We start from the raw sequence: 11,231 nt of genomic DNA, 5'->3' as shown, positions 1-11,231 counted from the left end.
TACTGCCTGAATGCAGGGCGGTACCGCAAGACCCGACGAAAACCCGGCCTCACCCGCCGGGTTTTTTATGCTTTTTACGCCGCGATTACTTCCCTGCCCGCGCCATGCAGCGCTGGTAACGCTCATCGACCCGTTTGGCGAACCACGCCGTGGTGAGTTTGCGGGTGATCTTCGGGCTTTGCAGCACGATCCCGGGCAACACTTCACGGGGTAACGGCCGACCCTCGGCCTGTTCGGCCAGCTCGAAAACCCGCCGATAGAGTTTGCTGTTTTCGAACGCGAGGGTGTTGCCCTCTTCCAGCTGCTCGCGGATCGTCGGATTGCGCATGTCCAGTTGCTTACCGAGGGTGCGCACGGCCAGTTCCGTGGTCCCGGGCATGATCGAATCGTAGCGCACCAGGTCGCCATCCAGCGCCAACGGGATACCCGAAGCCCGACTCACTGCGTTCTGAAATGCGGCGTTACGGCTGGCGTACCAACCTGCATTGAAGTCCGCAAATCGGTAAAGCGGCTGTGGGTAGCTCACCGGATACCCAAGCAGATGCGCAATGCCGAAGTACATGCCGCCGCGCCGGGTGAACACTTCATGGCGAATCGAGCCCTTCACCGGGTACGGATAGCCCTTGGCCTGCTGCTCGGCAAAATCAATGCTGACCTGCATCGGCCCGCCGGTATGCACCGGGTTGAAGCCTCCGAACAGGGTTTTACCCATGGGTACCATGCCGATGAAGTCGTCGAAAATCGCGCTCAGTTCCTTTTCACTGCGCGCGGCATTCAGACGGTCGCTGTAGCTTTTGCCACTGGGGGAATCGAGCTTTAACGTACCGCTCACCAGCAGTCCGGGAATGTGTGCCTTGGCGGCACGACGGTCGATCTCGTCGCGGGCGATCTTGCCCAGGCCCGGTACGCTCGGATCGACCTGAAAGGTCGACTCCTGTTCGGTCACGGCCAGTACCGAGCACAGGTTTTGCGTGGTCGGCGAGATGTCTTGCGCGGCAAATGCCGCCTGGATATCAGTGGCCCAACCCTGAGGATCGGCAGCTTTCGCCGGCAACAAACGCACAATTTCGGCCTTCACTTCGGCCGGACTGCGCGCCGCCGGTTCCTGGGTCCGTTGGCTGCCGCAACCGGCCAACACCAGCAACACGGCGACGCTTGTGATCAATCTGATTTGCATGTCGTTCCATCTAATCCGTTGGTCCGGGTCAACCATACGACCAATGGCATGCCAGCGGCTACGGTCGTGGCAGTCCGATGTTTGCCGCCCTCCCCGACTGGACCATACTTGATCCACGTAGCGAGGAGGACAGTTCATGCACCGTAGCGACGTGTTGATCATCGGCGCAGGCCCGACCGGGCTGGTCCTGGCGTTGTGGCTGAGCAAACTGGGCGTGCGCGTGCGGATCGTCGACAAAACCTCCGCCCCCGGCACCACGTCCCGGGCACTGGCCGTCCAGGCACGGACGCTGGAATTGTATCGCCAGCTCGGACTGGACGACGCCGTGGTGCAAAACGGCCATCAAGTAGTGGCCGGCAACTTCTGGGTCAAGGGTGAGCCCGTGGCGCGCCTGCCCCTGTCTCAGATCGGTGAGGGCCTGACCCCCTACTCGTTTCTTGAAATCTTCCCACAGGACGAACACGAACGGCTGCTGATCGAGCGCCTGGAAACCTTCGGCATCACGGTGGAACGCAACACTGAACTGACCAGCTTCGAGCAAACCGCAGACGGCATCACGGCCACGCTGCACTTGCCCGACGGCCAGCAGGAAATCTGCCAGGCCTGTTACCTGGCCGGGTGCGACGGTGCCCGGTCGATTGTGCGCAAGACCCTGGATACCGGGTTTCCCGGCGGGACCTACCAGCAGATTTTCTATGTCGCCGACGTGCAGGCCAGCGGCCCGACATTCAACGGCGAACTGCATGTGGATCTCGACGAAGCGGACTTCCTCGCCGTGTTCCCGCTGGCAGACACTGGTCGCGCGCGCCTGATCGGCACGGTACGCGACGAGCGCGCCGAACACGCCGAGACCCTGCGTTTCGAGGACGTCAGCAGCCGGGCCATCGAGCATATGAAGGTGAAGATCGAACAACTGAACTGGTTTTCGACCTATCGTGTGCATCATCGGGTGGCGGATCACTTCCGCAAAGACCGGGCGTTTTTGCTGGGGGATGCCGCCCACGTGCACAGCCCGGCGGGCGGCCAGGGCATGAACACCGGGATTGGTGATGCCATCAACCTGGCCTGGAAACTGGCGGCCGTGCTGAGCGGCGGTGCCGAGGCCAGGCTGCTCGACACCTATGAAACCGAGCGCATTGCGTTTGCCCGCAAACTGGTGGCGACCACTGACCGGGTCTTCACTTTCGTCACCGCCGACGGGCCGATTGCCGATTTGCTGCGTACTCGCCTGGCCCCGTTCTTGATACCGAAAATTACCTCGTTCGAAACCTCCCGCCAGTTCCTGTTTCGCACGGTGTCGCAGATCACCCTGAATTATCGTGGAATGCCGCTGAGCACGGGCGTTGCCGGGCATGTGCATGGCGGTGATCGCCTGCCCTGGGCCCATGACGGTGAGGGGGACAATTTTGAATCGCTGAAATGCCTGACCTGGCAGGTGCATGTCTATGGCGACACCAGCGACGAAATGATCGCCTGGTGCCACGAGCACCATCTGCCGCTGCATGTGTTCGGCTGGCGACCGGCGTTCGAAGCGGCGGGACTGGGGCGCAACGGGTTTTATCTGTTACGGCCCGATACCTATGTGGCGATTGCCGAAACGTGCTCGGACCCTAAAGTGATCGATCGTTACTTCCGTGATCACGGGATCCGGTCGTTTTTTGGCACGCCCTGAGAACACCCCATCCCACAAGGGATTTGGTGGGTTTCAGATCCCGGCCAGCGCCAGGTCCATGGCAAAATACGTAAAGATCAGGTCGGCCCCGGCACGCTTGATCGCCCCCAGACTCTCGCGCACCACACGATCTTCGTCGATGGCCCCGGCCTGGGCGGCAAACTTGATCATCGCGTACTCACCGCTCACCTGATATGCCGACAGCGGCAGGCGCGAGGCTTCGCGGATGTCGCGGATGATGTCCAGGTACGCACCGGCCGGCTTGACCATCAGCGCATCGGCGCCTTCCTGTTCGTCGAGCAACGATTCGCGCACCGCTTCGCGGCGGTTCATCGGGTTCATCTGGTAGCTTTTACGGTCGCCCTTGAGCGCACTGCCGCCCGCCTCGCGGAACGGACCATAGAGCGCCGAAGCGAACTTGGTCGAATAGGCCATGATCGCCGTCTGGGTAAACCCGGCATCATCGAGCGCCCGGCGAATCGCCTGGACCTGCCCGTCCATGGCCGCCGACGGGGCGATCACATCGGCACCGGCATGGGCTGCCGCGACGGCTTGCCTGCCGAGGTTGATCAGGGTCTGGTCGTTGTCGACTTCATGGTTGTGCAGCACGCCGCAATGGCCGTGGTCGGTGTATTCGCAAAAACAGGTGTCGGACATCACGATCATTTCCGGCACCGCGTCCTTGGCGATGCGCGACATACGCGAGACCAGGCCGTCATCGCGCCAGGTGTCGCTGCCGCTGCTGTCCAGATGATGGGACACGCCGAAGGTCATCACCGACTTGATCCCGGCACGGGCGTAGCGCTCGATTTCGCCGGCCAGTTTCGACTCGGGAATGCGCATCACGCCGGGCATGCTTTTGATCGGCACGAAGTCGTCGATTTCTTCTTCGACGAAAATCGGCAACACCAGATCGTTCAGGCTGAACTCGGTCTCCTGGAACAGGCTGCGCAGGCTCGCATTGCGGCGCAGACGGCGTGGGCGTGCTTCGGGGAACTGACTGGACATGGGTATTCCTGAATTTCAGAGGACGAAACGAAAGTCGTAGGGAGGCCGGCGCGGGGCACAAACCCTACAACCAGCACAGAACCCTGTGGGAGCGGGCTTGCTCGCGAAGGCGTAGTGTCAGGCGACATTTAGAGTGACTGACCCACCGCTTTCGCGAGCAAGCCCGCTCCCACAGGTTATGCGTTGTATCAGCTGGCGACGGGGCTTGGAATCTGCAACCCGCGCACCACTGCCGGCCGCGCCAGGAAGCGCTCCAGCACCCGCGTGACGTTAGGGAAGTTCTGAATGCCCACCAGATCGCCGGCTTCGTAGAACCCGATCAGGTTGCGCACCCAGGGGAAGGTGGCGATGTCGGCGATGGTGTAGCGCTCGCCCATGATCCAGTTGCGCCCTTCCAGTCGGCCATCGAGCACCTTGAGCAGGCGCTTGCTTTCCTCGACGTAGCGGTCACGGGGACGCTTGTCTTCGTAGTCCTTGCCGGCGAACTTGTTGAAAAACCCGAGCTGGCCGAACATCGGCCCGATGCCGCCCATCTGGAACATCAGCCACTGAATGGTTTCGTAGCGCGCGGCCGATTCCTGGGCCAGCAGTTGCCCGCTCTTGTCCGCCAGGTAGATCAGAATCGCCCCCGACTCGAACAACGCCAGCGGCCGGTCGTCCGGACCGTGGGGGTCGAGGATCGCCGGGATCTTGTTGTTGGGGTTGAGCGACAGAAACTCCGGGGACATCTGGTCGTTGGTGTCGAAGCCTACCCGGTGCGGTTCATAGGGCAGGCCAATCTCTTCGAGCATGATCGAGACCTTGACGCCGTTGGGGGTCGGCAAGGAGTACAGCTGAATCCACTCCGGATATTGGGCAGGCCATTTGCGGGTGATGGGGAATGCGGACAAATCGGTCATGGGCGGGATCCACGAAGACATTGAGAGTGACGATAATAATGTAGATATCGGGTCAGCGATCCCTTGAAGCCATCAATCTCGCTGATAGAGGAGATCAAAAGAGATCACGACAGTTTCGACACCATCCGGTGTAGCGTGTCCACAAATCCGCAACATCCTGTCGATAACCTTCACTGCAAACCCTTGAAGGTTACCGGTACATTGCTGCGCACTCGGCCGGAATCGAACCAAACGGGTTCAGGGGACTCTGAGCACCACCCCTTTGAAAACGGACCGGCTGCAATGACATGGAAAACACTCGACGCAGGACAATCGTGGTGTAAAGGTGTGTCAGCCTTAACCGAATTGCGCTGAAGATCCCTTTACTCATGAACCTGTTCAATTTTGCCAAACGCTTTAAACATCGTGCGTACCTGCTGTTGCCCATCTTGCTGGCGGTCAGCGCGTTGTTTCTGTCGCTGGAGTCCGGCCTGAGCCGCGCCCAACCGATGGATGGCACCCAGACGCTGGTGTTCCTGCGCCACGGGGAAAAACCCGCGGGCGGCCTGGGCCAGCTCAATTGCCAGGGGCTCAACCGCGCCATCGACCTGGCCACGCTGCTGCCGGAAAAATTCGGCAAGGCCAACTATGTGTTCGCGGCCAACCCGACGCGTAACGTCGAGGAAGGCGAGTTCGACAATTCCTACAGCTACATTCGCCCCCTGATGACCATCAGCCCCAGCGCCATCAAGCTGGGCCTGCCGGTGAACATCAGTTTTTCCGCCAATGACACCAGTGACCTGGCCGAAGAGCTGCTACGCGACAAATACCACAACTCGGTCATTTACACGGCCTGGTCCCACGGCTACCTGCCAGAGCTGATCAACACGGTTGCCGGCGACGCCACCGGCAAGAAAATGACCATCACGGATGACTGGGAGTCCAGCGATTATGACTCGCTGTATGTGCTCACCCTGACCTGGCAGAACGGCAAGGCCAGTGTGCAAAGCCATGTGTACAAGCAAGGCCTGGATAATGGCTCGCAGACTTGCCCGACCTGAGGTATTTGCATTGTTTGATCGGGCCCCTTCGCGAGCAAGCCCGCTCCCACATTCGATCTCCAGCAAACACAAATTTTGTGACCGCCGCTGATTAAATGTGGGAGCGGGCTTGCTCGCGAAGGGGCCGGCAAAAGCACCCTCAACCCTTCTGATTCACCCGCTCGCGCAAATACTCAAGAACCGCCCCGCGCTCCCCGGCAAACTCGATCCGTGCGTCTTTCTTCTCCCGCTGAAACGCGTACATCGGATCGTAATACTCGCGCAGCAACCCTTCGATCCAGCCCCTATGCAGATCCACCGCGCCACTGCGGGCCTGCTCCGCCAACGCCTCTTCCATCAAAATCAACATGCGTTGATGACGTTCGCCACCCAGGCGCTTCTGCACATTGTTCAGGCTCGCCAGCAACCGTTCGGAAAACAACGCAAAGCCCTCCTCGCCATGCACGTCGATGAATTCGGCGCATAAATCCACCACGTAATCGCGCAGGATCCGCTCGACCCGACCTTCCTGGCTGTCTTCCAGCCAGACCATCGGGAACTGCTGCATGCCCTGGTACAGGGGCAACGGCAACGCACAACTGCCCACCGCACGGCTCTCGTCTTCCAGTACGAACTGCTCGATGCCCCGGGCGCGCTTTTTCAATACGTCCACCGCCAAGCGGTTTTCGAAGTCGATATTGGAAGGCTGGCCCGTGGTGCGTTTGCCGAAGCTGGAGCCGCGATGGTTGGCATGACCTTCAAGGTCCACGCCGTTGTCGAGTTGCGTGAGCACCTCGGTTTTACCGGTGCCGGTCATGCCGCCCAACAGGACGAAATCACACTGGGTCACGGCTTGATCGAGGGTGTCCAGCAGGAAGGTGCGCATGGCCTTGTAGCCACCGCCCACCCGTGGATAGTCGATACCCGCCTCGTCCTTGAGCCATTGCTGGACAATCTGCGAACGCAGGCCGCCGCGAAAGCAATACAGATAGCCCTCCGGATGTGCCCGGGCAAAATCGGCCCAGGCCTGGATGCGCTCGGCCTTGACCGCGCCCGACACCAGTTGATGCCCCAGCACGATTGCCGCTTGCTGGCCGTGCTGCTTGTAGCAGGTACCGACCCGCTGACGTTCAAGGTCATTCATCAACGGCAGGTTGACCACACCGGGAAACGAGCCCTTGTTGAATTCGACCGGCGCGCGGGTATCCATCATTGGCCGGTCGTTGAGGAAGATGTCGCGGTAATCGGTGTAATCAACAGACATCAAAACACCTCGACCGCGTTGCTCTGTCGCTCGACCAGTTCACCGATCGGTTCCAGGCTCAGGCCCAGTTCGGCGGCCACCGAAAGGAATTGTTCGTTGCCTTCAGGTGTCACGGCAATCAACAGACCGCCGCTGGTCTGCGGGTCGCAGAGCACGCGTTTGTGCAGTTCCTGAAGGCGTCCGAGCTTGCTGGCGTAGCTGTCGTAGTTGCGCAGTGTCCCGCCCGGTACGCAACCCTGTTCGAGGTAATACTCGACGCCCGGCAGGCGCGGTACTCGGTCATATTCAATGCGCGCGGTGAGCTGGCTGCCGTCCGCCATTTCCACCAGGTGCCCGAGCAGGCCGAAACCGGTGACATCGGTCATCGCGGTTACGCCGTCGAGCTTGCCGAAACGGCTGCCGGGTTTGTTCAGGGTGCACATCCAGTCCCTGGCCAGGCCGATGTCGGCATGACGCAACTTGCCCTTTTTCTCGGCCGTCGTAAGGATGCCGATGCCCAGGGGCTTGGTGAGATAGAGCAGGCAACCGGCGGTGGCGGTGTCGTTGCGCTTCATGTGGCGCTTTTCTACCAGACCGGTGACGGCCAGGCCAAAGATCGGTTCTGGCGCGTCGATGGAGTGCCCGCCTGCCAGCGGGATGCCCGCCGCGTCACACACCGAACGCCCGCCGCGTATCACTTCCCGGGCAACTTCCGGCGCCAGCACGTTCACCGGCCAGCCCAGAATCGCAATCGCCATCAAGGGATCGCCACCCATCGCATAGATGTCGCTGATCGCATTGGTGGCGGCAATTCGGCCGAAATCGAACGGATCGTCGACGATCGGCATGAAAAAATCCGTGGTCGAGACCACGCCGCGTTCTTCATCGATGGCATACACCGCCGCGTCGTCACGCGAAGCATTGCCGACCCAAAGCTTCGGGTCGAGGTTCTGCGCCCCGCTGCCGGCCAGGATCACTTCCAGCACCTGGGGAGAAATCTTGCAACCGCATCCAGCGCCGTGGCTGTATTGGGTCAGGCGAATCGGTTCGCTCATAGGGGCACCTCATTGGGTCAATGGGGCCGATTCTAGCAGAGCGAGGCCTGCGCAAGGCGTTGCGCGACCATGGACATTGTGGGAGCGGGCTTGCTCGCGAAGGCGGCGTGTCAGGCAACATTCATAGTGACTGATACACCCTCTTCGCGAGCAAGCCCGCTCCCACAGGGGGTGGGTTATGGCAGCAGAATGACCTTGTCACCGCTGCCCTGACTCACTTCGGCATAACGCTCCAGGCCTTCGGACAATGGCGACTCGAACAGCCCCTGGGGCAATGGCAACAAGTCTTGATCGAAGAACTGGCCAAACTGGTCGAGCATCGCCGCACAGGCCTGTACCCCGTACAGCAACGAGTTGATCCCCACCACTGAGCCACCCTTGCGATACAACGCCAGGGCCGGCAACTGCACGTGACCATCGGCGGGCGCTGCAATGATCGCAATGCGGCCGAACGCGGCCAGGGCTGGCACCGAAGCCGGTAGCCAGAAACCGGTGGTGTCGAAAATCACGTCGGCACCGCCGGCATAGACGGCGTTGACCTGAGCCCCGAGGTCTTCGGGTTTATTCAGTTGCAGGGTCTGATAGCCCTGGTCCTGCAAGTCCTTGACCTGCTCCGGACGCCGCGCGGCCGCCAGCACCCGGGCACCGCGCACCTTGGCCAGGGCCAGCGCGGCACTGGCGACCGCCCCGCCACCGATGACCAGCAGTCGGGTTTCAGCCGTAACCAGGCTGCGCTCCAGCGAATCCCACGCCGTGGTGTACGGCACGCCGAGGCTGGCGGCCTGGGCGAAGCTCAGGTGCGTGGGTTTGAGCGCCACGCCGTTGGCCGGCAGCTTGACGAACTGCGCGTGGGAACCGTCGGCGAAAAAGCCCAGTTCCTTGCCCGTGCCCCAGACTTCCTGACCGATCAGCGCCTGCGGGCCGGCCACGACAACACCGGCAAAGTCACGACCGGGAATCCGCGGCAAAGTGGTGTAGGGAAAACGCCCCAGCACGTTCTTCACATCGCTAGGGTTGAGACCGGCAGCCTTGATCTCGACCAGCACTTCATCGACGCCGGGCACGGGAGTAGGCACCTCAACGTAGCGCAGGGCCGAGAGATCACCGGTTTTATCGAATTGCAGAGCTTTCATGGGCGTATCCATCGAGTCAAATAGGGTTCAGGAGATCCAGCCAGCCACCAGCTCGCGGCCCATCGGCCAGAGCTTTTCGCCGGCGAGCATGCCCAGCAGGCCGACCAGCGCGATGGCCGGGGGTGCGGGGGAACGAAAATCCAGGGCGCCGTAGAGCAATCCGACGCCCAGACCGATGGCCAGTGACATGAGGTAGTTCATGGCAGACTCCAGGGGCAATTGAGGTATGCGCCGAGTCTAGAGGGCGACGCCTGCGGGCATCGGCCAAGTGCTTCTGAATTTCGGCCAAAGCATGGCGTCGGCGAATTCAGTCCTGGCGTTGCGCCGAAGGAAACTGCGAAGGAGCAACCCCCAGTTCACGACGAAACATGTCACTGAAGCTGCTCGGAGAATAGCCCAGCTCCCGGGCAATCGCGCTCACCGGTACGCCCTGGATCAACCCGGCCACCGCCGTTGCCAATTGCACCTGTCGCCGCCACTCGGCGAAGCCCATGCCCAGGCTGTCCTTGAACAAACGCGCCAGGGTCCGCACGCTGGCACCGGCGTTTTCCGCGTGTTGCTCGAACGGGATATTCAGCGATGGCGCCGACATGACTGCCTGACACAGGTTCATCAGCCGTCGGTCGGAATCATCCGGCAGCGGGATTTTCAGCAGCGAGCGCCTCGCCCGCTTGAGCTCCAGCAGCGCCAGGCCCACCAACGCGTCGTAATACTCGGGCGGCCCGTCGTTGCCCTGCTCCACCAGACCGACGATCAGTTCGCGCAGCAATCCACCGACCTCGATGACTTGCACGCTGTCATCCAGGGTCGCCGCCAGGGACGGGCGCAAGTAGATATTGCGCATTTGCAGGTCGGACACCACGCGAATCCCGTGGGGCACGCCGGGCGGCAGCCACACCGCCCGCTGCGGCGGCACCACCAGCGCCTCGTGCGGCGTCTCGACCCACATCACCCCGCTCATTGCATACAGCAACTGGCCCCAGACGTGCTCGTGGGGCTCGATGTACAACCCGCGCGGATAGGTGCGAGCCAGCGGTTGCACAGGCACATCGGTGTCGCTCAGGTCAGGCGGTGCGGCAAGGGCCATGATCAATGTTCATTGGGGTTTCGGAAGCCTGCATGGTAACGAGGCGCTGAACTTGTCGCCAGCAACCGCCGCCGTCCTACAATTCGAGTGAATTTTCCTGATGGCACGCGATCCGTTTATGTACAACAGGGAGGAACCGGGGATTTATGAACAGTGCAAAGTTATTCGTCATCGAGTACACCCTCCATGGCGCTCCGAAATCATTCATTATCCGTCTGGACAAAATGGACAACGCAGAAGCCTGGCATTGGGCGAGCTGTGATGCGGGGGTGGGGCGAATCCCCCGTTTTGGACGCGAGAAGGTACAAAAGACCAGCAAGCCGATGGCTGAAAAATTCGGCGTGGAAAACGTCAAGTGGCGTCCGGCGAACTGACGCCTGCCGCTGTCAACATGGGGGAAGGGAAATGGTCGCGACACCCGTCAGCAGCCCTGCGCAACTGGACTACGACCTGGACACGCCGGTTGGCCGCATCACCAGGAGCGCCGAGTGCCGGATCGGCCTGGAGCAAGTCGAAAATGACGCATATTGCTTTGCAATACGCGTCTGCGCGCCACTGCCGGAAGACCTGGAGCAGGCGAAGACCCTGGTGCTGCGGATCGAAGGGCGGCGCTTGCAGGGCAGCGTCCGCCACAGCGAACGCCTGGAGGATGACAGCCTCAGGCTGGAAGTGGAGCCGGACTAGGCTCCACTTTGGCATGTCCCGTGGTTTTCAGTGGGCACACTTGCAGCCTTGAGAAGCACATTCTTCGCCATGCTCGTGATGCTTGGCGCAGGCTTCACAGCAATAGTGCTTGCCGTGACGGGCAATCGGATGTTCACCGAGTTTGCAGGAACATTTCGGGCAATCGCAGATACTTTCGCGGTCAATCATGGAGTTGACTCCTCAAGCAAGGTCGTCCAGTGCTCGGATACACAGAATAAGTGTAGCGGCTGGCG

Annotated in this window: 13 protein-coding genes; 4 read left to right on the top strand and 9 right to left on the bottom strand. The window is 61.2% G+C overall.

What is annotated here, in order from left to right; all coding sequences use genetic code 11:
* Positions 1-85 precede the first annotated feature (85 nt).
* The gene (locus PMI28_RS25400) at positions 86-1,177 is read right to left on the bottom strand and encodes a DUF1615 domain-containing protein (protein WP_007982423.1); all 1,092 of its coding nucleotides are present in this window, start codon (positions 1,175-1,177) and stop codon (positions 86-88) included.
* A 136-nt stretch (positions 1,178-1,313) separates the two neighbouring features.
* Between PMI28_RS25400 and PMI28_RS25405 the strand changes: the two genes are divergently transcribed.
* The gene (locus PMI28_RS25405; RefSeq protein WP_007982421.1) at positions 1,314-2,849 is read left to right on the top strand and encodes an FAD-dependent oxidoreductase; all 1,536 of its coding nucleotides are present in this window, start codon (positions 1,314-1,316) and stop codon (positions 2,847-2,849) included.
* Positions 2,850-2,882: 33 nt separating this feature from the next.
* Here the strand turns inward: PMI28_RS25405 and hemB are convergent, their stop codons facing one another.
* On the bottom strand, positions 2,883-3,857 hold the full coding sequence (gene hemB, locus PMI28_RS25410; protein WP_007982419.1) for a porphobilinogen synthase: 975 nt from the start codon (positions 3,855-3,857) through the stop codon (positions 2,883-2,885).
* 188 nt (positions 3,858-4,045) lie between these two features.
* A complete protein-coding gene (locus PMI28_RS25415) occupies positions 4,046-4,756 on the bottom strand; it encodes a glutathione S-transferase family protein (RefSeq protein ID WP_007982418.1) in 711 nt (236 codons plus the stop codon).
* A 368-nt stretch (positions 4,757-5,124) separates the two neighbouring features.
* Between PMI28_RS25415 and PMI28_RS25420 the strand changes: the two genes are divergently transcribed.
* Positions 5,125-5,796, top strand: a complete 672-nt coding sequence (locus PMI28_RS25420; RefSeq protein WP_007982415.1) for a hypothetical protein — start codon at positions 5,125-5,127, stop codon at positions 5,794-5,796.
* A gap of 139 nt (positions 5,797-5,935) precedes the next feature.
* On the opposite strand, the gene mnmH is transcribed toward PMI28_RS25420, so the two are convergent.
* The 5 genes from mnmH to PMI28_RS25440 all read right to left on the bottom strand — a co-directional run bounded on the left by mnmH (position 5,936) and on the right by PMI28_RS25440 (position 10,293).
* A complete protein-coding gene (mnmH, locus tag PMI28_RS25425) occupies positions 5,936-7,039 on the bottom strand; it encodes a tRNA 2-selenouridine(34) synthase MnmH (RefSeq protein WP_007982413.1) in 1,104 nt (367 codons plus the stop codon).
* Entirely contained in the window at positions 7,039-8,073 is a 1,035-nt protein-coding gene (gene selD, locus PMI28_RS25430; RefSeq protein WP_007982412.1) for a selenide, water dikinase SelD, read from the bottom strand. Before selD ends, mnmH begins: the two co-directional genes overlap by 1 nt.
* A gap of 176 nt (positions 8,074-8,249) precedes the next feature.
* Positions 8,250-9,206 carry a quinone oxidoreductase family protein gene (locus PMI28_RS25435; protein ID WP_007982410.1) on the bottom strand — a complete coding sequence of 319 codons (957 nt, stop codon included), beginning with the start codon at positions 9,204-9,206 and terminating at the stop codon, positions 8,250-8,252.
* A gap of 27 nt (positions 9,207-9,233) precedes the next feature.
* Positions 9,234-9,407 (bottom strand): DUF1427 family protein, encoded by a 174-nt coding sequence (locus PMI28_RS29305; RefSeq protein WP_007982408.1) that lies wholly within the window; start codon positions 9,405-9,407, stop codon positions 9,234-9,236.
* 106 nt (positions 9,408-9,513) lie between these two features.
* A complete protein-coding gene (locus PMI28_RS25440; RefSeq protein WP_007982406.1) occupies positions 9,514-10,293 on the bottom strand; it encodes an AraC family transcriptional regulator in 780 nt (259 codons plus the stop codon).
* 146 nt (positions 10,294-10,439) lie between these two features.
* Between PMI28_RS25440 and PMI28_RS25445 the strand changes: the two genes are divergently transcribed.
* A complete protein-coding gene (locus tag PMI28_RS25445) occupies positions 10,440-10,667 on the top strand; it encodes a DUF6555 family protein (protein ID WP_007982405.1) in 228 nt (75 codons plus the stop codon).
* A 31-nt stretch (positions 10,668-10,698) separates the two neighbouring features.
* Positions 10,699-10,977, top strand: a complete 279-nt coding sequence (locus PMI28_RS25450; protein ID WP_007982403.1) for a hypothetical protein — start codon at positions 10,699-10,701, stop codon at positions 10,975-10,977.
* Between the two features lie 27 nt (positions 10,978-11,004).
* Here PMI28_RS25450 and PMI28_RS29300 read toward each other — a convergent pair whose 3' ends face one another.
* Positions 11,005-11,166: a metallothionein gene (locus PMI28_RS29300; RefSeq protein ID WP_007982401.1), complete on the bottom strand. Its 162-nt coding sequence runs from the start codon at positions 11,164-11,166 to the stop codon at positions 11,005-11,007.
* Between the last annotated feature and the right edge of the window lie 65 nt (positions 11,167-11,231).

It is taken from the genome of Pseudomonas sp. GM48 (genome assembly GCF_000282335.1).
GTDB lineage: Bacteria > Pseudomonadota > Gammaproteobacteria > Pseudomonadales > Pseudomonadaceae > Aquipseudomonas.
Note: the sequence above shows the minus strand (reverse complement) of the source record. Positions and strands in the feature narration are given on the sequence as shown.

Excerpts from the sequence above, each read along its gene's own strand:
- PMI28_RS25415 (WP_007982418.1), bottom strand. The coding sequence starts at position 4,756 with ATGACCGATTTGTCCGCATTCCCCATCACCCGCAAATGGCCTGCCCAA.
- hemB (WP_007982419.1), bottom strand. The coding sequence starts at position 3,857 with ATGTCCAGTCAGTTCCCCGAAGCACGCCCACGCCGTCTGCGCCGCAAT.
- PMI28_RS25435 (WP_007982410.1), bottom strand. The coding sequence starts at position 9,206 with ATGAAAGCTCTGCAATTCGATAAAACCGGTGATCTCTCGGCCCTGCGC.
- PMI28_RS29305 (WP_007982408.1), bottom strand. The coding sequence starts at position 9,407 with ATGAACTACCTCATGTCACTGGCCATCGGTCTGGGCGTCGGATTGCTC.
- PMI28_RS25420 (WP_007982415.1), top strand. The coding sequence starts at position 5,125 with ATGAACCTGTTCAATTTTGCCAAACGCTTTAAACATCGTGCGTACCTG.
- mnmH (WP_007982413.1), bottom strand. The coding sequence starts at position 7,039 with ATGTCTGTTGATTACACCGATTACCGCGACATCTTCCTCAACGACCGG.
- selD (WP_007982412.1), bottom strand. The coding sequence starts at position 8,073 with ATGAGCGAACCGATTCGCCTGACCCAATACAGCCACGGCGCTGGATGC.
- PMI28_RS25445 (WP_007982405.1), top strand. The coding sequence starts at position 10,440 with ATGAACAGTGCAAAGTTATTCGTCATCGAGTACACCCTCCATGGCGCT.
- PMI28_RS29300 (WP_007982401.1), bottom strand. The coding sequence starts at position 11,166 with ATGATTGACCGCGAAAGTATCTGCGATTGCCCGAAATGTTCCTGCAAA.
- PMI28_RS25450 (WP_007982403.1), top strand. The coding sequence starts at position 10,699 with ATGGTCGCGACACCCGTCAGCAGCCCTGCGCAACTGGACTACGACCTG.
- PMI28_RS25440 (WP_007982406.1), bottom strand. The coding sequence starts at position 10,293 with ATGGCCCTTGCCGCACCGCCTGACCTGAGCGACACCGATGTGCCTGTG.
- PMI28_RS25405 (WP_007982421.1), top strand. The coding sequence starts at position 1,314 with ATGCACCGTAGCGACGTGTTGATCATCGGCGCAGGCCCGACCGGGCTG.
- PMI28_RS25400 (WP_007982423.1), bottom strand. The coding sequence starts at position 1,177 with ATGCAAATCAGATTGATCACAAGCGTCGCCGTGTTGCTGGTGTTGGCC.